This is a genomic window from Micromonospora sp. NPDC002575 (assembly GCF_042889525.1).
GTDB lineage: Bacteria > Actinomycetota > Actinomycetes > Mycobacteriales > Micromonosporaceae > Micromonospora > Micromonospora carbonacea.
In genome coordinates this window covers 249,345-267,989 of the sequence record NZ_JBIARA010000006.1, presented here as the reverse complement: position 1 = coordinate 267,989, position 18,645 = coordinate 249,345, and the positions used below count along the sequence as shown (strand labels likewise).

The 18,645-nt window shown below is 75.7% G+C and carries 19 protein-coding genes; 9 read left to right on the top strand and 10 right to left on the bottom strand.

Annotated features, from left to right (window positions below; translation table 11 throughout):
• Window positions 1-62: 62 nt before the first annotated feature.
• The 4 genes from ACFYWL_RS12600 to ACFYWL_RS12585 all read right to left on the bottom strand — a co-directional run bounded on the left by ACFYWL_RS12600 (window position 63) and on the right by ACFYWL_RS12585 (window position 2,764).
• Window positions 63-746 carry a DUF6758 family protein gene (locus tag ACFYWL_RS12600; RefSeq protein ID WP_386971339.1) on the bottom strand — a complete coding sequence of 228 codons (684 nt, stop codon included), beginning with the start codon at window positions 744-746 and terminating at the stop codon, window positions 63-65.
• Window positions 747-945: 199 nt separating this feature from the next.
• Window positions 946-1,569, bottom strand: coding sequence for a TrmH family RNA methyltransferase (locus ACFYWL_RS12595; RefSeq protein WP_386971177.1), 624 nt, complete (start codon window positions 1,567-1,569; stop codon window positions 946-948).
• A 78-nt stretch (window positions 1,570-1,647) separates the two neighbouring features.
• A complete protein-coding gene (locus tag ACFYWL_RS12590) occupies window positions 1,648-2,154 on the bottom strand; it encodes a hypothetical protein (RefSeq protein ID WP_386971174.1) in 507 nt (168 codons plus the stop codon).
• Window positions 2,155-2,248: 94 nt separating this feature from the next.
• Complete coding sequence (locus ACFYWL_RS12585) at window positions 2,249-2,764, bottom strand: MaoC family dehydratase (protein WP_386971171.1); 516 nt, start codon at window positions 2,762-2,764, stop codon at window positions 2,249-2,251.
• Between the two features lie 552 nt (window positions 2,765-3,316).
• On the opposite strand from ACFYWL_RS12585, the gene trxA reads away from it, so the two are divergent.
• The 3 genes from trxA to ACFYWL_RS12570 all read left to right on the top strand — a co-directional run bounded on the left by trxA (window position 3,317) and on the right by ACFYWL_RS12570 (window position 5,233).
• Entirely contained in the window at window positions 3,317-3,679 is a 363-nt protein-coding gene (trxA, locus tag ACFYWL_RS12580; protein WP_386971168.1) for a thioredoxin, read from the top strand.
• Window positions 3,680-3,857: 178 nt separating this feature from the next.
• Window positions 3,858-4,298 (top strand): hypothetical protein, encoded by a 441-nt coding sequence (locus ACFYWL_RS12575; protein ID WP_386971165.1) that lies wholly within the window; start codon window positions 3,858-3,860, stop codon window positions 4,296-4,298.
• The gene (locus tag ACFYWL_RS12570) at window positions 4,295-5,233 is read left to right on the top strand and encodes an MFS transporter permease (protein WP_386971163.1); all 939 of its coding nucleotides are present in this window, start codon (window positions 4,295-4,297) and stop codon (window positions 5,231-5,233) included. The genes ACFYWL_RS12575 and ACFYWL_RS12570 overlap by 4 nt, the downstream gene beginning before the upstream one ends.
• Here ACFYWL_RS12570 and ACFYWL_RS12565 read toward each other — a convergent pair.
• The 3 genes from ACFYWL_RS12565 to ACFYWL_RS12555 all read right to left on the bottom strand — a co-directional run bounded on the left by ACFYWL_RS12565 (window position 5,132) and on the right by ACFYWL_RS12555 (window position 9,518).
• Window positions 5,132-6,616, bottom strand: coding sequence for a hypothetical protein (locus ACFYWL_RS12565; RefSeq protein ID WP_386971160.1), 1,485 nt, complete (start codon window positions 6,614-6,616; stop codon window positions 5,132-5,134). The two genes, ACFYWL_RS12570 and ACFYWL_RS12565, sit on opposite strands and share 102 nt — an antisense overlap.
• The gene (locus ACFYWL_RS12560; protein WP_386971336.1) at window positions 6,613-8,529 is read right to left on the bottom strand and encodes a dynamin family protein; all 1,917 of its coding nucleotides are present in this window, start codon (window positions 8,527-8,529) and stop codon (window positions 6,613-6,615) included. Before ACFYWL_RS12560 ends, ACFYWL_RS12565 begins: the two co-directional genes overlap by 4 nt.
• A 107-nt stretch (window positions 8,530-8,636) precedes the next feature.
• On the bottom strand, window positions 8,637-9,518 hold the full coding sequence (locus ACFYWL_RS12555) for an IniB N-terminal domain-containing protein (RefSeq protein WP_386971158.1): 882 nt from the start codon (window positions 9,516-9,518) through the stop codon (window positions 8,637-8,639).
• A gap of 327 nt (window positions 9,519-9,845) precedes the next feature.
• Here ACFYWL_RS12555 and ACFYWL_RS12550 point away from each other — a divergent pair, with 327 nt between their 5' ends.
• From ACFYWL_RS12550 to ACFYWL_RS12540, 3 genes are read left to right on the top strand one after another with little or no spacing between them, the layout of a single operon-like run.
• A complete protein-coding gene (locus ACFYWL_RS12550) occupies window positions 9,846-11,159 on the top strand; it encodes an Hsp70 family protein (protein WP_386971155.1) in 1,314 nt (437 codons plus the stop codon).
• A gap of 2 nt (window positions 11,160-11,161) precedes the next feature.
• On the top strand, window positions 11,162-13,801 hold the full coding sequence (locus ACFYWL_RS12545; RefSeq protein WP_386971152.1) for a LuxR C-terminal-related transcriptional regulator: 2,640 nt from the start codon (window positions 11,162-11,164) through the stop codon (window positions 13,799-13,801).
• Entirely contained in the window at window positions 13,798-14,769 is a 972-nt protein-coding gene (locus ACFYWL_RS12540) for a DUF742 domain-containing protein (RefSeq protein ID WP_386971149.1), read from the top strand. The genes ACFYWL_RS12545 and ACFYWL_RS12540 overlap by 4 nt, the downstream gene beginning before the upstream one ends.
• A gap of 3 nt (window positions 14,770-14,772) precedes the next feature.
• Here the strand turns inward: ACFYWL_RS12540 and ACFYWL_RS12535 are convergent, their stop codons facing one another.
• Window positions 14,773-15,153: a thiol-disulfide oxidoreductase DCC family protein gene (locus ACFYWL_RS12535; RefSeq protein WP_386971146.1), complete on the bottom strand. Its 381-nt coding sequence runs from the start codon at window positions 15,151-15,153 to the stop codon at window positions 14,773-14,775.
• Between the two features lie 91 nt (window positions 15,154-15,244).
• Here ACFYWL_RS12535 and ACFYWL_RS12530 point away from each other — a divergent pair, with 91 nt between their 5' ends.
• Window positions 15,245-15,400 (top strand): hypothetical protein, encoded by a 156-nt coding sequence (locus ACFYWL_RS12530; protein ID WP_386971143.1) that lies wholly within the window; start codon window positions 15,245-15,247, stop codon window positions 15,398-15,400.
• 26 nt (window positions 15,401-15,426) lie between these two features.
• The gene (locus ACFYWL_RS12525; RefSeq protein WP_145775075.1) at window positions 15,427-15,837 is read left to right on the top strand and encodes a CoA-binding protein; all 411 of its coding nucleotides are present in this window, start codon (window positions 15,427-15,429) and stop codon (window positions 15,835-15,837) included.
• Window positions 15,838-15,924: 87 nt separating this feature from the next.
• On the opposite strand, the gene ACFYWL_RS12520 is transcribed toward ACFYWL_RS12525, so the two are convergent.
• Window positions 15,925-17,121 carry an acyl-CoA dehydrogenase family protein gene (locus ACFYWL_RS12520; protein ID WP_386971140.1) on the bottom strand — a complete coding sequence of 399 codons (1,197 nt, stop codon included), beginning with the start codon at window positions 17,119-17,121 and terminating at the stop codon, window positions 15,925-15,927.
• Between the two features lie 182 nt (window positions 17,122-17,303).
• Here ACFYWL_RS12520 and ACFYWL_RS12515 point away from each other — a divergent pair, with 182 nt between their 5' ends.
• A complete protein-coding gene (locus ACFYWL_RS12515) occupies window positions 17,304-17,651 on the top strand; it encodes a DUF4190 domain-containing protein (RefSeq protein ID WP_386971137.1) in 348 nt (115 codons plus the stop codon).
• 22 nt (window positions 17,652-17,673) lie between these two features.
• Here ACFYWL_RS12515 and ACFYWL_RS12510 read toward each other — a convergent pair whose 3' ends face one another.
• Window positions 17,674-18,510 (bottom strand): SDR family NAD(P)-dependent oxidoreductase, encoded by an 837-nt coding sequence (locus tag ACFYWL_RS12510; RefSeq protein WP_386971334.1) that lies wholly within the window; start codon window positions 18,508-18,510, stop codon window positions 17,674-17,676.
• Between the last annotated feature and the right edge of the window lie 135 nt (window positions 18,511-18,645).

Below are 18,645 nucleotides of genomic sequence, written 5' to 3'. Positions count from 1 at the left end.
TACAGTGAATCTCTGCGTCCGTTCTCCGACAGAACGGGAGACTCGCCAAGCCTCTCGGCTCGTCAGGCCCGCCCGTGCAGGTACGGAGACGGAGCGCCGTACACGAGCTCGGACGGCGTCCACTCTGTGAGGTCGTGCAACTCCACGTCCTCGGCGAGCAGATGCCCCGCGCTCGCCGGCCAGGCTATCGCATGAAGCCACAATCCCCGAGCCTCGCCGGCGTACGCGCTTCGATCCGTCGGAGAATTCACAAGCCACAGTGGAGTCGGGTGCCCGGCGACACGGATCTTGGCCTGCCCGACATGCCCCGGATGCCCGGGTCCGGGATCGTCCAACGCCTCGGCGAGTTGCGGGCCCGGGTCGGGGCCGGCCATGCCGGCGAACCGGGTGCCCAGCCCGACGCCCGGCTCCTCGGCCACGAACACCAGGTCGGCCGGGCCGCCGCCGAGCGGCTCGGGCCCGGCGAAGGCCACGACGGTGGCGCGCACCCCGGCCCGCTCGTCCCCGGCGTACGCCACGCCGGTGAGGGTCCAGCCGGGCGGCAGCGGCCACGGGCACCAGACCGGCGTGGCGGGGCCGTCGGCGGGCCCGGCGGCGGCGACCCGGTCCACGACGCTGGCCACGATCTCCGCGCCGATGTGCTCCGGCACGTGCAGCGGCGGCACGGGACCGCAGCGCGCGCAGCGCCACTCCGTGTGCATCAGGTCCGGCTCCCGGACGGATCCACCACACCTGGGGCAACTCACCGCGACACTCACGATTCCACCGTCGCCCCGGCTCGACCCACAGTCAAGCGGAGCGGCGGAATCCCCGGCGGGTCGCCACCCACCGGCACCCCGGCCGGCCGGCAGGGAGCGGCCCGCCATGTCGCCGACGTCGGGCGGTCCGGGAGCCCGGGATGCCGCGATGTCGCCGACATGGCGGCACGGCCCACCGGCCGGCGGGTCAGGCGGGCGGCGGGCCGGCGTGGGCGCGGATCCAGGCGTGCATGGCGATGCCGCTGGCCACCCCGGCGTTGATCGACCGGGTCGAGCCGTACTGGGCGATGGAGAAGAGCTGGTCGCAGGCCGACCGGGCGGCCTCGGACAGACCCGGCCCCTCCTGGCCGAACAGCAGCGCGCAGCGGCGCGGCAGGCTCGTCGTCTCCAGCGGCCGGGAGCCGGGCAGGTTGTCGATGCCCACCACCGGCAGGCCCCGGCCCGCCGCCCAGGCGGCGAACTCCTCGATCGTCCCGTGGTGCCGGACGTGCTGGTAGCGGTCGGTGACCATGGCGCCCCGCCGGTTCCACCGCCGTCGCCCCACGATGTGCACCTCGGCCGCGAGGAAGGCGTTGGCGTTGCGGACCACGGTGCCGATGTTGAGATCGTGCTGCCAGTTCTCGATCGCCACGTGGAAGTCGTGCCGACGCCGGTCGAGGTCGGCCACCACGGCCTCCCGCCGCCAGTACCGGTACCGGTCCACGACGTTGCGCCGGTCGCCCTCGGCGAGCAGCTCCGGGTCGTAGCGCGGGTCGTCCGGGGGGTCGCCGGTCCACGGCCCCACGCCGACCTCAGGCTGATCACCGGTCACGGTCTCCAGAGGGTACGGACCCCCGGGCCGCCCTGCGCCGCCGGGTGCGCCACGGTCACACCCTCGGGTGGGGCGGGATCAGCCCAGGTCGAGGGCCCCGCCGAGCCGGTCGAGGAACCACCGGTCGGCCGGCGCGGCGGCCCCGCCCGCCGGGGCCCCGGTGGTGGCCCGCCGCACCCGGGCCGCGACCGACTGCACCCACTGCCGGTACGCGGCCGAGTCGGCGGGGTCGGCCCGCCGACGCAGCACCCGGACCGTGGCGCGGCAGGCGGCCAGCAGGTCGACCGGGTCGGCGGTCCGGTCCTCGGTGGCCGTCGCCCCGTCGTGCCGGGCGTAGATGGCGGCGACCACGGCGCGGACCAGGTCGCTGTCGGAGGCGCGCCCGGCGGCCACGGCGTCGAGGCCGGCCAGCCCGGCGGCGACGCCCCGGGACGGGCCGCCGGGAGCGGGCGCGGCGGCGGCCACGAGCACCCGGCCGGGCAGGCCGGTCAGCAGGTCCCACTCGGCGGCGGAGTAGGCGGCGGTGGTCAGCGGTGCGGCGCGGCGGCCGGCAGAGGGCGGCTCTCCGGCGACGGAGTGGCTCATGGGGACCTCCGGCGCCAGCATATGGCCCCGTACGGCCCGTCGGGCCCCTTCACCGCAACCGCGTGGCGCGGGGCCGCCGGCGTGCGGGAGGGGGTCAGCGCGGCTCGGGGAAGCTCGGCCGCTCCGGGTCGACGCCGTTGGGCACGGTCGCGGCAGCGTACGCCCGCTTGGGGACCATGACCCGGCGGCGGAAGACGCAGACCATGGTGCCGTCCTGCTTGTAGCCGCGGGTCTCCACCGACACCACGCCCCGGTCGGGCTTCGAGGAGGACTCGCGCCTGTCCAGAACGGTGGTCTCGCCGTAGATGGTGTCGCCGTGGAAGGTCGGCGCGACGTGCCGCAGCGACTCGACCTCCAGGTTCGCGATGGCCTTGCCGCTGACGTCGGGCACGGACAGGCCGAGCAGCAGGGAGTAGACGTAGTTGCCGACCACCACGTTGCGGCCGAACTGGCTCGCCGTCCCGGCGTAGTGCGCGTCGAGGTGCAGGGGGTGGTGGTTCATGGTGAGCAGGCAGAAGAGGTGGTCGTCGTACTCGGTGACGGTCTTGCCCGGCCAGTGCCGGTAGACCGCGCCGACCTCGAACTCCTCGTAGTAGCGGCCGAACTGCATCGGGGTCCCCCTCCACGGGCGGGCGACGGAGTTCGGGCCAGCATGCCTTATCGAGGGTTAAGGCGAGGCCGGGGGCCGCAGCCGGGCGAGGAAATGTCACACCGGCCGCGCTCCCGGGGGGAGACGCAATGAGCGGCGGGGCCCTCCCCGGCACCCGCCGCCCACGCTCTGATGGGGAAGATTCTGCCGCACGACGAGGCCCGGTCAACAGAGACCGAGGTCACATTTATCGTTTCGTAACAATGCGCAGAGTAGCGATCATGAAGTGTGGGAGCGATCACCGCAGGTCCAATCGTCGCTAGTCAGGCATCAGATCATCGAAGTTGATCAGCAATCAGGGCCCCTACCTGTGGAAACGCTCCCATCACGTCCCGTCACGCAAATGCGTCATGCATGTGCACGCGGCAAGGACGCCCGCAACAGATATGAATCGATACGCTGACACCCCGTCCCCGGCCCCGCCTGGTTTCGGGGGCGGACGCCCGGGAATGCGCCGGGTCCCGTCCTGGTTCCAGCAGGCGTACGTGATTCCGCGGTGATCGGAGAGTCCACATGGCAACCGTTGAGCTGACCACGGCGAACTTCGACGAGGTGGCGGGCGGCGACGGCATCGTCCTCGTCGACTTCTGGGCGGAGTGGTGCGGCCCGTGCAAGCGGTTCGCCCCGGTCTACGAGCGCTCCTCCGACAAGCACCCCGACATCGTCTTCGGCAAGGTCGACACCGAGGCCCAGCAGGAGCTCGGCGCGAAGTTCGACATCCGCTCGATCCCGACGATCATGGCGATCCGGGACGGCGTGATCGTCTTCGCCCAGCCGGGGGCGCTGCCCGAGTCGGCCCTGGAGAACCTCATCGAGCAGGTCCAGGGCCTCGACATGGACGACGTCCGCAAGAAGCTGGCCGAGCACCAGCACTGAGCGCCGGGCGCCACCGAGCCCGCGCAGCCGGCGGCCGGATCCCACCCGGGGTCCGGCCGCCGCCACGTCACCCGCCCTTCGGCGGGCGTCACGGTGCCCGCGTCACCGGTACGGTTGGGGCACCCCACCCGACGGAGGGACCCGAAGGGTGCCCTTCATCCCGTACCGTCGGAAACCGATGGAAACGCTGACCCGCCGGGGCCGGGGGGCCCGACTGGCCGCCACCGCGCTCGGCCTCGTCGTGTTGTTCGCCGGCACCGTCTGGGGCACCGACGACGACTTCCCGTTCGGGCCGTTCCGGATGTACTCCACGTCCGACCCGCCGGACGCCGCCGCCCCCGACACCCGCGTCGAGGGCGTCGACCGCACCGGGGCCGTGGTCGACCTGGGCCAGGAGGCCACCGGCATCCGCCGGGCCGAGATCGAGGGCCAGCAGAGCCGGTACGTCGAGGACCCGGCCCGGCTGCGCCGGGTCGCCGACGCGTACGCCGAACGCCACCCCGACGCCGCCGCGCTGGTCGAGGTGCGCATCGTGGTCCGCTGGTACGGCATCGCCGACGCCCGGCCGACGGGGCGCTGGACCGACGAGACCGTGGTGAGCTGGCGGGCGGACGGGTGAGCGGCTGGCTCACCGAGGCGGTCCCCCGGGGCCGGGTGGCCGCCTTCCGCACCCTGGTCTACCTCTTCGTCGCCGCCGACCTGGTGTTCTTCACCCCCTGGGTACGCGCCCGGGCGAGCGTGCCCGGCGACCTCTACCAGCCGCTGCTCGTCGGGCGGGTGCTCCCGCTGCCGACCCCCACCCCGGCGCTGGTCGGCGCGATCTTCTGGGCGCTGCTGGCCCTCGCCCTGCTCGCCGCGACCGGGCGGGCCCACCGCCTGCTCGGCTGGTCGGTCTTCGCGCTCTACCTGGAGTGGATGATCATCGCGATGAGCTACGGCAAGGTCGACCACGACCGGTTCGGCCTGCTCGTCGCGCTCGCCGCGCTGCCCACCGCCGGCCGGGCCCGGCACGGCGACCCGACCCGCACCGAGGCCGGCGGCTGGGCGCTGCGGGTCACCCAGATCGCGGTGATCTGCACCTACTTCCTGGCCGCCTTCGCGAAGTTCCGGTTCGGGGGGCTCGACTGGGCCACCGGCTCGGTGCTCGCCAAGGCGATCATCCGGCGGGGCACCGACCTGGCCGACCTGATCGCCGGCGTGCCGCACCTGCTGCTCGTGGCGCAGTTCGGCATCCTCGCCTTCGAGCTGCTCAGCCCGGTGGTCTTCGTGCTGCCGGCCCGCGCCCGGCTGGCCACGGTCGGCTTCTTCTACTCGTTCCACCTGGTCACCATGGCGACGATCACCATCTCGTTCGCCCCGCACCTGGTGGCGATGGCCAGCTTCCTGCCGCTGGAGCGGGTGCGCCCGGTCGCCTGGCTGCGCCGGCTCCGCCCGGGCGGGCCAGCGGGGCGGCTACGCCGGGGTGGGGCGACGGGGCGGCCCGGCCAGCTCGACGATCAGCCCCTCGCAGCTGCGGGCGACGACCTCCGCCCCGCGCCGCTGCACCAGCCGTAGGGTCGGGTCCTCCGCGCGTTCCCGCCACCGCCACTGCGCGTCGACGGCCAGCTCCCACAGCTGCCGCGCGGTCGCGTCGTGCTCCGCACCGAGCCGGGCCGCCGGCCCGTTGCCCTCGCCGCCGAGCAGCCGCTGCGCCTCGGCCGCCGGCTCGGCGGCGAACCCGACCCGCCCCGCGCGCAGCGCCGCGAGCAGGCGCAGCTCCGCGAACTCGTGCGCGCCGGCCACGATGCGCTCCACCACGCCGAGCAGCTCGCCGGTGCCGGGGCCCGGCTCCGCGCGCAGCAGCCCCTCCACGGCCACCAGCGCCGACCGGGCCTTCAGGGTGCCCTGCCGGTCCACGAAGAGGCGGTTGACCGACTCCCGCAGCTCGGTGAGGCCGCTGCGCCGGATCAGCTCGGTGGAGAGCTTCACCCGGCTGTCGCAGCCGGTGCGGACCAGCGTGGTGGCCAGCCGGACGCCGAACAGCCCCAGCCGCTCCAGCAGCGCGGCCCGCGCGTCGACGGAGAGGCCCACGGGCAGCCCGGCCCGGACGAACCGGTCGGCGGAGAGGAGATGCGCCTCCAGCTCCGGGCGGGGCACCCGGGCCAGCTCCGCCAGCGCGGCGAAGTCCGCCTCGCCCAGCGTCCGGCCGGCCAGGCCCACGGTGCCGCTGCACGCGAGCGCGTGCACACAGCGGATGGCCACCCGGGGGTCGCGCTGCTGCCGCCGGACGAGCTGCCGGGCGGTCAGCAGCGCGTCGATCCGCCCGCCGCCGGTCTCGTCGGCGCGCGAGCGCACCAGGAGGACGTGCACCGGGCCGGCCTGGCCGACGATCCCGTCCCGCTCGGCCTCCAGCGCCCGCAGGTCGCTGTCGCGGCCGTCGCGGGTCAGGTAGAGCAGGGCGTCGGCGTCCCGCAGGGCCCGCTCGACCACCGGGGCGCGCCCCCGCTCGTCGGGGTCGGCGACGGCGGGCGTGTCGATGAGGGTGAGCTGCCGTAGGGCCCGGGTCGGCCACCGCACGACGAGGTCGCGCAGCTCGCCGGGCCGCCAACCAGCCCCGTCCACCCGGAGGCCGGTCGCCGACCGGGTCACCGCCAGCTCCTGTGGCACGCCGTCGGTCGACCAGGCGGTGGCCCCCGGGGCGGGCCCGTCCTCGTACCAGGTGAAGGTCTCCTCGCCGTCGATCCCGGCGACCGGCGCGACCTGCTCCCCCATGATCGCGTTCAGCAGCGTCGACTTCCCGGACCGCCACCCGCCGACGACGGCGACCCGCAGCGGCTCCTCCAGCCTGGCCAGCTCGTGCCGCAGCCGGTCGGCGGCCCAGGGATGGTCCCGGTAGTGGTGCAGGGCCTCGTGCAGCAGGGCCCACACCGCGTCCTCCAGCCCTCGCGCGGCCGTCATGCCGGCTGCTCCAGCAGCACCGGGCCGGCGTCACGACCGGCCGTCAGCCCCTGGGCCTGCTCGTGCAGCCGGGCCAGCCGGGCCATCCTCGCCCGGATCTCCCGCTGCCGGCGGTCGCGGGCCGCGGCGTCGGTGTCGGCGGCCTGCTTCGCGCTGCGCAGCGACTGGACGATGTCCTCCTGGAGCTCCTCGGTCAGCGCCGTGAAGTGGTTGCGCAGCAGCCGCTGCACCTGCCGCGCGGTGTCCCGGCAGTCCTTCGTCACCCGGAGGAAGAACTCGTCGACGTGCCGCTGGACCGCCGTCTTCGCCGCCGACTGCCGGTGCCGCAGGTGCTGCCGGCTCTCGTCGCGGATGGCCTTGCCCCCGAGCAGCGCGCCGAACCCGACCGACACCGGATTGATCATCGGCATTCCGGCCAGGGTCAGCGCGAGCCCGCACATCAGCATCCCGCCGTACGAGCCTTTCATGCCGCTGAGCACCTTCTGGGTCACCGTGAACCGGTCGATCGCCGGCCGCTCGAAGTGCGGCAGCCGCTCGGCGAGGTCCTCCGGCACCGCCGTCGACCACTCCGGCAGCGCGTCGTGGCCGTACCGGCCGAAGTGGGCGGCCACCCGGCGGGCGGTCCAGTCGCAGCGACGGACCAGCCACTGGTGGTTCTCCCGCGCCGCCGCCGCGAGGCTGCGCTCCAGCCACTCCTCGAAGACGTCCCAGCCGGTCAGCGGGTCGGCCGTGTCGAACGCCGTGTCGACCTCGCGCAGGATCTGCCGGGTCCGCTCCCGCAGGTCGTACTCGATGTCGGAGAGCAGGTCGGTCATCTCGTCCGACAGCGTGTTCTGCCAGCGGGTGGAGCAGCGCCGCAGCTCGTCCACCTCGCGCTGGGCGGCGTGCAGCCGGGAGATCGGCCCGGCCTGCTCCTCGACCTGCTGGCTGTCCAGCTCGGCACGCAGGGGGGCGGCGAGCTGCTCGACGACCGTGCGGGCGAGCATGGTGACGGCCGTACGGGCCAGCGCGTCGCCCTTGCCGGCGAGGTCCCGGCGGAGCCGGGCGATCAGCACGGGGAAGCCCGACTCGGCGTTGAGCGGGTGGTCGTCGGCGACCGCCGCCCGCAGCCGCAGCGCCGCCGAGACCGGGATCAGCGCGGCCGGCACGCCGGCCTCGTGCAGGTGCCGCCGGTTGCGCTCGGCGACCGCCCGCCAGTCGGGCACGAGGTCGGTCTTGGTCTGCACCACCGCCACGTTCGGGTGTGACCGGGTCAGGTGTAGCAGCAGGTTCAGCTCGGCGACGGAGAGCTCCCGGGTGGAGTCGGAGACCAGCAGGACGAGGTCGGCCCGGTGCAACGCGGCCTCCGGCGTGCCGGAGGCGAGGGCCGCGCCGTCGCCCGCCGGGGTGTCCACGAGCACCAGACCGTCGGCGAGCAGCGCCCGGGGGACCCCCACCTCGACGTGGGCGGGGCCGCCGCCGCGCGGGAGGAGCCCGGCGACCCCGGCGGCGAGTTGGTCCAACGGCAGCGGTGTCCGTTCGGCGGCCGGGGACACGGCCGGGGCCGCCACGAAAGGCGCGACGGAGGAGCCGGCGGAGGCCGGCACGGCAGCGCCGGCCGACCCGACCGGCCCGGCCGGCCGCTCCCGCTGCACCGGGTGCCGGACCACGGCGGCGCAGGCCGTCTCGGCGTGCCGCACCACCGTCGGCAGGACGGTGGTGCGGCCGTCGCCGACCGGGCAGACCTGCGCGGTGACGACGGCGTTGACCAGCTGGCTCTTGCCCTGGCCCGGCTCGCCGACGACCAGCACGCGCAGCGCCGGATCGAGGAGCTGGACCCGTTTGTGGTGGACCGTGCGGAGCAGGTCGGCACGCCCGTGGGCGGTGCAGGTCCGGGCGATCTCGTCGAGCACGTCCAGCCAGATTCCCGCCATCACGGGACCAAGTGTGCCGATTGCGGAGAAATTATCAAGAGGCGGTGAACGATGGACCGGGCCGGGGCACCCCCTCGTGCCCCGGCCCCGCCCACCGTCGAGGCCGCTCAGAACAGGCCGTCGCCCAGCCCGAGCAGGCCGGAGTCGGTGCCGGCGGGAGCGCCGCCGTGGCCGCCGGTGACGCCACCGGTGATGCCACCGACCGCGCCCGTGACGCCACCCAGCGTCCCGGAGACCGTGTCGTCCACGTGGTCGGTCACCCCCGACACGGTGCCGGGCACGTCGACCGGCGGCACCACGCCGCCCGCGCCGCCGGGCAGGCCCAGCCCGCCCAGGGCGTCGTCGACGCCGATGGAGTCGACCAGCCCGCCGACCTGACCGTGGACGCCGGGCAGGACGCCGCCGAGGTCCCCGTCGAGCAGGTCGGAGTCGTCGAGGCCGCCCGCGTCCGGCGTGGCCGGCAGGCCGTCGACCGCGCCGGTGACGCCCCCGACCACCGGATCGACGGCGTCGACGCCCGGCACCGCCTGGTCGAGGGTGTGCGTCACGTCGCCCACCCCGGTCAGGTCGGTGTCCACGCCGCCGCGCCCGACGCCCAACCCGACCCCCGGCAGCACGGTCACCCCGGCCGAGACCGTGGCCGGATCCACGGCGATGGTGCCCAGCACCCCGGCCTTGACGTCCACCCCGGCGGAGGAGCCGGTGACACCGATCTGCTGCGCCACGTGCTGCAACTGGCCCACCGCGTCGGTGGCGTCGGCCGGCAGCGGGTCGAGGCCGAACTGCGCCACCGGCGCCAGCGAGGTGAGGCCCTGCGCCGGCGCGTAGTCGACCACCAGCGGCACCACGTCCTGGACGTCGGCGGCGGTGATGTCCTGGAGCCCGGCCGCCTGCAACGCGCCCTCCGGGTCCAGGTCGAAGGCCGACCGGGCGTCGGGGTCGGTCAGCAGGTTGAGCACGAAGTCGTGCAGGGTCTGGTTCGGTTCCATGAGCCGCTTCTCCTCGGACGTGTCGCCGGCGTCGACAGGACGTCGACAGTGACCGGCGTCGACGGACGTCGACCGTGACCGGTGACGCTACGGACGGGGCCGGCGACGGGCATCGGGGAACGACCCGAAACCGCCCCCGCCGGATCGGGGCCCTGCCTCCGCCATCCGTTAGGGGGATGGGGGGAATCCGGCAGCCCGAAGTTAGGGGCCCGGTTCAGCTTCGATCTCTGGTACGAACGTATGAACCCACGGGGTCTGCCGGGCCGGGTGACCGCACGTCCCGACACCGTCGCCGCCGGTCGGCCAACTCCTGGTGAGGAAGAGACGATGCCGTACGTCCTGGGAATAGACATCGGAAACACCACGACCGCCGCCAGCGTCGCCCGGCGACGGGGCATCGACTGGACGCACCCCGAGGCCGTCGCGCTGGACGCCGGGTCGACCACCGTCGCCTCCGCGCTGCGCCTGTCCGCCCACGATGGCCTCACGGTCGGCGCGTCCACCCGCGACGGTGGCGGTCGGACCGTGCGCGGCTTCGTCCGCCGGGTCGGCGACGACGTGCCCGTGGTGCTCGGCGGCGAGGCGTACCCGGCGGAGACCCTGACGGCGATGCTGGCCGGCTGGGTGGTGGAGCAGGTCCGGGCCGCCGAGGGCGGCCCGGCCGAGGCCGTCGTGGTCAGCCACCCGGCGGGCTGGGGCCCGCACCGGCGGGAGCTGCTGCGGCGCGCGCTGTGGGAGTTCGACGTGCCCGGCGTGACGCTGCTGCCCTGCCCGGTGACGGTCGCCGAGGGGCACGCCGCGCGGGGCTTCGCCGGCGACCTCGCGGCCGTGTACGCCCTCGGCGGGGACACCTTCGAGGGCGCGCTGGTCCGCCGGAACGCGGACGGCACGTACGCGACCCTCGGCCTGCCGCAGGGCCTGCCCGGCTGCGGCGGGGCCGAGTTCGTCGCGGAGCTGACCGACCACGTCCGGGCCGTGCTGGCGCGGGAGCTGTCCGCCCTCGACGCGCAGCAGGCGGACGCCGCCGCGCGGGAGCTGCCGCCGGCGTGCGAGCGGGCCGCCCACGAGCTGTCCGTCGCCCCGCAGGCCGACGTGGTGCTGGATCTCCCGACCGGGCCGGCGCGGGTGCCGGTGGCCCGCGCGGAGTTCGAGGAGATGATCCGACCGGCCGTACGGGCGACCGTCGACCTGCTGCTGCGGGCCGTCCACGGTGCCGGGCTGGAGCCGGCGGGGCTCGACGGCGTCCTGCTCGCCGGCGGCGCCACCCGGGTCCCGCTGGTCGCCGAGCTGCTCGGCGCGGCCCTGCCGGGCCCGGTGGAGGTCGCCCCCGACCCGCAGCTGGTCGCGGCGACCGGGGCGGCGCTGGCCGCCCGCCAGGTGGTCGCGCCCCGGCCCCGCGTGCCCGACACGCGGCACGGGGCCGAACCGGTGGAGGTCGCCGGCTTCCGGGTGGCCAGGGCGGCGGCGGTCGCCCCGGTGCCGGGCGGGGGACGCGGCCCCGGGCGCGGCGAAGGCGGCGACGGCGGGTTCCCGGACGCGCCACCGCCCCGGCCCCCGGTCCGGATCGCCCCACTGGAACTGCCGAGAGCGTCCCGCCTGGCGTCGCTGCGCCGGCGTGGCCGCGAGGGAAGCATAAGATGATCATGACTATCGAGCGCCCGCTGCTGCTCGGCCGGGAGCGGCGGTCCCTGCTCGACCGGCTCGCCGCCGACCCGGCCGCGCCGTTCGCGCTCGCCGTAACCGGCCCGGGCGGCCACGGCAAGACCGCCCTGCTCGGCGAGGTGGCGCGCCGCTGCCGGCAGGCCGGGCAGACCGTGCTGAGCACGGTGCCGGCGGCCACCGCGCCGCCCGAGCCCGGCACCGTGCTGCTGGTCGACGACGCGCACCTGCTCGACGACGCGCGGCTCGGCGTGCTGCGGGCGCTGGTGGACGCCGGCCGGCACCGGATCGCCGTGGCATACCGCCCCTGGCCGCGGCGCGCCGCGCTGGTCGAGCTGGCCGACGCCCTGCGCCGGCACGCCGAGCCCGTGCTGCTCGTCCCCTTCACCCCGGAGCAGACCGCCGCGCGCTGCGCCGCCGCACCGGAGCAGGCCCGCCGGGCCGACCTGGCCGACCACGTGCAGGCGCAGACCGCCGGCGTGCCCCGGGACGTGGACCGGCTGGTACGCGGGCTGTCCGCCGCCCCGGCCCCTGACCTGCCGGCCACCCCGGGCCCGACTCCGCCGGCCATGCCGGCCCCGGGCGGGACGGCGTCGCCGGGCGAGCCGCCGCAGTCGGCCCTCGTGGAGTTCGGGCCGGACCTGGACCGGCTCACGCCGGACGCCCGCCGCCTGCTGCTCGCGCTCGCCGCCGGCGTACCCCTGACGGTCGACCTGCTCGGCGCGCTGCTCGACCGGACGCCCGGCGCGGTGGCCGAGCTCGTCACCGCGACCCGGGCGGCGGGCCTGCTCACCGCCGACCACCGGATCACGCCGCTCGTCCGCCAGGCGGTCGTCGCCCTCAGCCCGCCCACCGACCGGACGGCGGTCTGGCACCGGCTCGTCGAGCAGCGGCTCAGCCGGGGCGGCACGGTCCTGCCCCTGGTCTCCGCGCTGCGGGCCGTCGGCGCCCTCGGCGACTGCCCCGCGCCGGCGCTGCGCGCGGCGGCCGAGGAGGCGCTGGCCGAACAGCCGGCGCTGGCGGCCGAGCTGTTCGCCGCCGCCACCGCCGCCGGCTCCTCCGCCCCTGGCCGCCAGGCCGTCGCCGCGCTGCTCGCCGGCGACCTGGACACCGCCCTGCGGCTGGCGGACCGGCTGCTCGCCGGTGCCGCGCCGGACGACCGCGCCGAGGCAGCGACCGTCGCCGCGACCGCCCTCGCGCACCGGGGACAGACCGGCCGCAGCGTGGAGCTGCACCGCTGGTCGGGCACCCCTGCGGCGGCTGCCTTCGCCGAGATCGGGTCGCTCGCCACCGCGACGGCGGCCAGCGGCAGCGCCGGGTCGGTGGATCCGCCGGCCGGCGGACCGCCGACGCTCGGCGCCGGCGCGGCCCGGCTGATGGCCGAGGGCGTCCGGGCCAGCATCGACGGCACGCCCACCACCGCCCTGTCCACCCTGGTGCAGGCGGCGGCCCTGCTGGAACCGGACGGCCGCACCGTCCTCCTGCCCGACAGCCCCGCCGCGCTGGCCGCGCTGACCGGGATGCACTGCGCGGAGCTGGACATCGCCGAGCGGGTGCTCGACCGGGCCACCGCCAGCGGGATCGGCGGTCCCCTGCTGGCCCGCCGCCACCTGCTGCTGCGGGCGTGGATCCTGATGCTGCGGGGGCGCACGGCCGCCGCGGCCGACGCCGCCACGGCGGCGACCGCCGCGGGTGGCCCGCTGGAGTCCCGCGACCTGCTCTTCGCCACGGCGCTGGAACTGGGAGTGGCCCGACGCAACAGCGACCTCGGCGCGCTCCAGCGCGGTTGGGGGCACGCGCTGGACGCCGTGGTCCGGCACCCCGTCGACCTGTTCACCCTGCTGCCCCTCGGCGAGCTGGCCATCGCGGCGGCCCGGCTGGGCGACCTCGACCGGCTGGAACCGCACCTGCACCAGGCCCGGGCGCTGCTGGGCCGGCTCGGCGACCCCGCCCTGTGGAGCGCGCCGCTGCACTGGAGCGGGCTGCACGCCGCCATCCTCGCCGACCGGCCCGGCACGGCCGAGGAACACGTGGCGGCCCTGACGGCCGCCGCAGACCACAGCCGGTACGCGGCGGTGGCCGCCACCGCCGCCGCGAGCTGGGTGGACGTCCTCCGGGGCACGGTCGACCCGGCCCGGGTCGAGGCCGCCGCCCGTGGCCTGTACGACGCGGGATACTGCTGGGACGCGGCCCGGCTCGCCGGGCAGGCCGCCATCCGCACGGCGGACCGGCGGGCGATGACCGCCCTGCTGGACTGCGCCCGGGTGTTCCAGGGCCGGCAGGCGGGGGCGAAGGGCGCTCCTGCCAGCGCCAGGGGCGGGCCGCGCTCCCCGGCGGGCGGGGCTGCCCTGCCGGCCGTCGTCGAGGTCGACGCCGTGCCCCGCAGCGAGCTCAGCGAGCGCGAGCACGAGGTGGCCGAGCTGGTGCTGGCCGGGTTGACCTACCGCGAGATCGGCGACCGGTTGTTCATCTCCGCCAAGACCGTGGAGCACCACGTGGCCCGGATGCGGTCGCGGCTGAACTGCGCCAACCGCACCGAGCTGCTGGCCCTGCTGCGCACCCTGGTCGCGGAGCGGGTGGCCGTGGCGGCCGGCGGGGCGTGGCGGGAGCGGCCGGCCCCATGACGACGACCTGCCCGGACGCGCCGCCCGACACCGGCCCTCCCGACACCGGCCCTCCCGCCGCGGGGGCGGCCGTCCGCACCACCGGGGCCGTAGCCGCGGCGGGCGGAAGCGACGCGCTCATGCGGGCACTGGACGCGCTGGTCGACCGGGTGCCCGGGGCCCGCCTCGCCGTGCTGCTCTCGCCCGAGGGGCTCCGGCTCGGCGCCTCCCGGGGCACCGACGCGGCGGTGGCCGAGCAGGTGGCGGGCCGGGTCGCCGGCCTGTGGGCGCTCGGCGCGGCCACGGCCCGGTTCTGCGCCGACGCCGAGCCACGACGGATCGTCGCCCGGATGTCGGAGGCGCTCCTGCACGTCACCGGCATCCGCACCGGCGTCGTCCTGGCCCTGCGCGCCGACGGACAGTCCCGGGCGGCCGACATCGAGTTCGAGGTGGCGCGCTTCGTGACGGAGGCCGACCGGCACCTGCCAGCGCAGCCGACGTCGCCGCCCGGCGCGGCCGGACCAGGGCCGGCACACCCCACGCGCGGAGTCCCGCCCGGGTCGGGGCCGGCGCACCCGACGCCCGTACCGCCCGGGTCGGGGCCGGTCGTCCGGGCCGGGACCACCGCGCCCGGCCGGATTCGGCCGGCCCTCCTCGCGGTGGCCGCCGCGCCACCCGCCCCGGGCACGGACGGCAGGGCGAGCGAGGCCGAGCGGCTCGACCTGGCCTCCCTGGTGCTGGCCCGGCCGGGCACGGGCCGACTCCCCCGGCTCACCCCCGAGCAGGCACGGATCGTCCGGCGGTGCCGGCGTCCGCTGTCGGTCGCCGAGATCGCCACCGACCTGGACCTGCCGGTGGACGCCGTCCGCGTGCTGCTCGACGGGCTGCGCCGGGCGGGGCTGGTCGAAGTGCGGGACCTGCCGTCCCGCGACGGGCGGCCCTCGCTGGAACTGCTGGAGCGGCTGCTCGCCGCGCTCCGGGCGTTGTGAGGGTCAGTCCCGGCGGGCCGAGGGCACGGCGCAGGCGGCCGTGCCGCCCGGCAGCCGGTGCCGGTTGCGGGCCACCCAGCGGTACGCGGGCCAGGCCGCCGCGCGGGCGGGCGGGAAGCGCAGCCCGGCCCCCGCGACCCGCCACAGGGGACCGCTGTCGCCGAGCAGCCGCGCGATCGCGTCCGGCCCGGCGGCCCGGGAGCCGTCCGCGCCGACCCACTGCACGGCGTCGGCGCACTCGGCCTCCGTCAGGCCCAGCTCGTCGAGGTCGGCGAACTGCCAGGGCAGCACCCGGGCCCGGGTGGGGATGCGGCGCTCGATGAACTCCGCGCACTTCGTGCAGAACGCGCAGTCGCCGTCGTAGACGAAGGTCGACCTCTCCATACCCTCATCCTGCCCCGACGCCCGGCCCGCCGTGCGCCGGTGTCCGGCACGTCACTTGCGCTTCGTTCGCACACGTGTTCGAATGAGGTCCGTGCGCTGGGACAACCTCTCCGCTCCCCCGGAGGAGGCCGGTTCCGAGCGGGCAGCGCCGGCGGCTCCACCCCTGCCGCTGGCGCTGCCCGGCGCGGCCACCCGCACGTTCGACACCCCCCGGCTCCACCGGGATGGCCTGCTACGAACGCCGTGAGGTCGCCTGTCGATTAGAGTCGCGGGGTGCGCACCGCTCAGCAGATCCTCGCCGACGCCGCCGTCATCGCCGTCGTGGGCGCGTCCCGCGACCCCCGCAAGCCGGCGCACACCGTGCCGGCGCAGATGCAGCGGTACGGCTGGCGGATCATCCCGGTCAACCCGACGCTGGACGGCGAGCTGTTCGGCGAGCGGGTGTACCCGTCGCTGGCCGCCATCCCGCACCCGGTCGACCTGGTCGACGTGTTCCGCCGACCGGCCGACGCGGTCGAGGTGGTCCGCGAGGCGGTGGAGATCGGCGCGCCCGCGGTGTGGTTGCAGCTCGGCATCGTCTCGCCCGAGGCGCGACGGATCGCCGAGGAGGGCGGCATCGACTACGTCGAGGACGCCTGCCTCATCATCGAGCGCGCCGCCGCCGGGCTGACGCGCCTCGGCTGACTGCCGCCGGCCGGTGCGCCGCGCCGGCGGTTTGCAGGGGGCCCTTCCTATGCAGAAGGCGTTAACAGGGGACCCTTCCTTGCACCGTCAGAGCTGGTAGTCGCGCAGGAGGCCGCGGGAGATGATGGTCTTCTGGATCTCCGAGGTGCCCTCGCCGATGAGCAGGAACGGGGCCTCCCGCATCAGCCGCTCGATCTCGTACTCCTTGGAGTAGCCGTAGCCGCCGTGGATGCGGAACGCCTCCTGGACGACCTCGGCGCAGTACTCGGAGGCGAGCAGCTTGGCCATCCCGGCCTCGACGTCGTTACGCTGGCCGGCGTCCTTGAGCCGGGCGGCGTTGACCATGAGGGCGTGCGCGGCCTCGATCTTCGTGCCCATCTCGGCGAGCTTGAACGCGATCGCCTGGTGCTTCGCGAGCGGCTGGCCGAAGGTCCGGCGCTGCTGGGCGTACGCGACGGCCAGCTCGAAGGCGCGGATGGCGACGCCGCAGGCGCGGGCGGCCACGTTGACCCGGCCGACCTCGATGCCGTCCATCATCTGGTAGAAGCCCCGGCCGACCTGCTCCTCGCCGCCGAGCACGGCGGAGGCGGGGACGGTGACGCCGTCGAGCACCATCTCGGTGGTCTCGACGCCCTTGTAGCCCATCTTGTCGATCCTTCCGGGGATGGTGAGGCCGGGCGCGGTCTCGCCGAAGCCGGGCTCCTTCTCCAGCAGGAAGGTGCTCATGTTGCCGTAGACCGAGTCTGCCCCGGTGTCGGTCCTGACCAAGGTGGCCACCACCGAGGAGTACGCGCCGTTGGTCAGCCACATCTTCTGGCCGTCGAGGACGTAGGTGTCGCCGTCGCGGACCGCCCTGGACCTGATCGCCGAGACGTCCGAGCCGCACTCGGGCTCCGACATGGAGAACGCGCCGCGCACCTCGCCGGTCGCCATCCTCGGCAGCAGCCGGGCCCGCTGCTCGGCGGAGCCGTGCTGGGAGATCAGGTACGCCACGATGAAGTGGGTGTTGACGATGCCGGAGATCGACATCCAGCCCCGGGACAGCTCCTCGACCACGAGCGCGTAGGTCAGCAGGGACTCGCCCAGGCCGCCGTACTCCTCCGCGATGGTGAGGCCGAACAGCCCCATCTCGCGCATGCCGTCGAGGATGTCGGTGGGGTACTCGTCGGCGCGCTCCAGCCGCTGGGCATGCGGGATGATCTCCTTGTCGGCGAACTCCCGGACGGTCTCCAGGATCGACCGCTGCACGTCGGTCAGGCCCGGCGTCTGGGCGAGTCTGGCCACTTCAGCCTCCACGGATCACTCATCGACGCGCGTTACCCACGGGTAACCGAACGCTCGGTAAGTATCGACCGGCCGGCCGACGAGGCCAAGCCGGCCAGTCCCCCCAACTGCTGTGAAAAGGTTCACCGCTGCGGGTAGCGTCCGCAATGGGCCAGGTCACGACGGGTGGCGGGAGACGCCGGATGAGTTATCCACCACGCGAGCCGGACGAACCACCATCGCCGTACGAGCCCCCGCCATCCCCGTACGGCCCGCCCGGCCAGTACGGCTCGCCCGCCGGGCAGGGGCGGGGCACCAACATCCTCGCCGTGCTGTCGCTGGTCTTCGCGTTCGCCTTCGCGCCCGCCGGCATCGTGCTCGGCCACGTGGCCAAGCGGCAGATCCGGCGCACCGGCGAGCACGGCGACCAGCTCGCGACCTGGGGGCTGATCCTCGGCTACGTCTTCACCGTGATCGGCCTGATCGCCTGCTGCGGCTGGATCGGGCTGGTCTTCTGGGGCGGCTCCACGGACGGCAGCTCCTACCACTGATCCCGCCGGAGCCCGGCGACGGTCAGCGGAACTGGGCCTCCCGGACGCTGTTGCCGCCGTCGACCACCAGCATCTGCCCCGTGATGTACGACGCGGCCGGCGAGCAGAGGAAGGCGATCGCGGCGGCGACCTCGTCCGGGGTGCCCGGGCGGCCCACCGGCGTGCCGAGGCCCTGCCGGATCTCGGCCACGGTGGAGGCGGCGGTGTGGATGGTGCCGGGGGCCACCGAGTTCACCGTCACCCCGTCGGCGATCATCTCCATGGCCAGCGCCCGGGTCAGGCCCACCACGCCCGCCTTCGCCGCCGCGTACGCCGCCTCGGTGGGCAGGGCGTTCACCGGGCCGGCCGTGGCCGCGAGGTTGACGATCCGCCCCCAACCACGCTCGGCCATCCCACCGATGAACGCCCGACTGCACAGGAACGCCGTGGTCAGGTTCCTGTCGATCTCGCCGCGCCACTCGTCGTAGCTGAGCTGGGCCACCGGGCGCAGCACCTCGGGGCTGGCCCGGCTCGCCAGGCCGGCGTTGTTGACCAGCACCTCCACGTCGCCGAGCTGCTCGGCCACGGCGTCGGCGAGCGCGCCGACCTCCGACTCGTCGGTGAGGTCGGCGACGAACCCGGTCACCCCCAGCTCGCCGGCCCGCTCGTGGATGCGCCGGGTGGTGGAGACGATGGCCACCCGGGCCCCCAGATCCGAAAGCCGGCGGGCGGTGGCGTACCCGATGCCGTCCGGGCTGCCGGCGCCCGTGACCAGGGCGACCCGGCCGTCGAGCCGCATGGTGACGGGCTCCGGCAGCACCGCCGGGGCGTCCTCGTCGGCCGGGCCGGCCCCGGCGGTGGGGCGGCTGCGCCGGGGCATGCCCGGGCGGCTCACGTCCCGTCGTGGTCGGCTGCCGGAACGGTCCGCGCCGCGCGCGTCGATTGCCATGCCGCGATCCTGCCGGTTCGTCCTGCCCCGGGCAACGCGGCACCCGGTGACGGGTGCTGCGTTTTG

What these genes read in the sequence shown, in the direction of transcription:
- ACFYWL_RS12585 (WP_386971171.1), bottom strand. Translation starts at nt 2,764, where the DNA reads ATGCAGTTCGGCCGCTACTACGAGGAGTTCGAGGTCGGCGCGGTCTAC.
- trxA (WP_386971168.1), top strand. Translation starts at nt 3,317, where the DNA reads ATGGCAACCGTTGAGCTGACCACGGCGAACTTCGACGAGGTGGCGGGC.
- ACFYWL_RS12590 (WP_386971174.1), bottom strand. Translation starts at nt 2,154, where the DNA reads ATGAGCCACTCCGTCGCCGGAGAGCCGCCCTCTGCCGGCCGCCGCGCC.
- ACFYWL_RS12515 (WP_386971137.1), top strand. Translation starts at nt 17,304, where the DNA reads ATGAGTTATCCACCACGCGAGCCGGACGAACCACCATCGCCGTACGAG.
- ACFYWL_RS12565 (WP_386971160.1), bottom strand. Translation starts at nt 6,616, where the DNA reads ATGACGGCCGCGCGAGGGCTGGAGGACGCGGTGTGGGCCCTGCTGCAC.
- ACFYWL_RS12545 (WP_386971152.1), top strand. Translation starts at nt 11,162, where the DNA reads ATGACTATCGAGCGCCCGCTGCTGCTCGGCCGGGAGCGGCGGTCCCTG.
- ACFYWL_RS12560 (WP_386971336.1), bottom strand. Translation starts at nt 8,529, where the DNA reads ATGGCGGGAATCTGGCTGGACGTGCTCGACGAGATCGCCCGGACCTGC.
- ACFYWL_RS12555 (WP_386971158.1), bottom strand. Translation starts at nt 9,518, where the DNA reads ATGGAACCGAACCAGACCCTGCACGACTTCGTGCTCAACCTGCTGACC.
- ACFYWL_RS12510 (WP_386971334.1), bottom strand. Translation starts at nt 18,510, where the DNA reads ATGCCCCGGCGCAGCCGCCCCACCGCCGGGGCCGGCCCGGCCGACGAG.
- ACFYWL_RS12575 (WP_386971165.1), top strand. Translation starts at nt 3,858, where the DNA reads ATGGAAACGCTGACCCGCCGGGGCCGGGGGGCCCGACTGGCCGCCACC.
- ACFYWL_RS12550 (WP_386971155.1), top strand. Translation starts at nt 9,846, where the DNA reads ATGCCGTACGTCCTGGGAATAGACATCGGAAACACCACGACCGCCGCC.
- ACFYWL_RS12540 (WP_386971149.1), top strand. Translation starts at nt 13,798, where the DNA reads ATGACGACGACCTGCCCGGACGCGCCGCCCGACACCGGCCCTCCCGAC.
- ACFYWL_RS12535 (WP_386971146.1), bottom strand. Translation starts at nt 15,153, where the DNA reads ATGGAGAGGTCGACCTTCGTCTACGACGGCGACTGCGCGTTCTGCACG.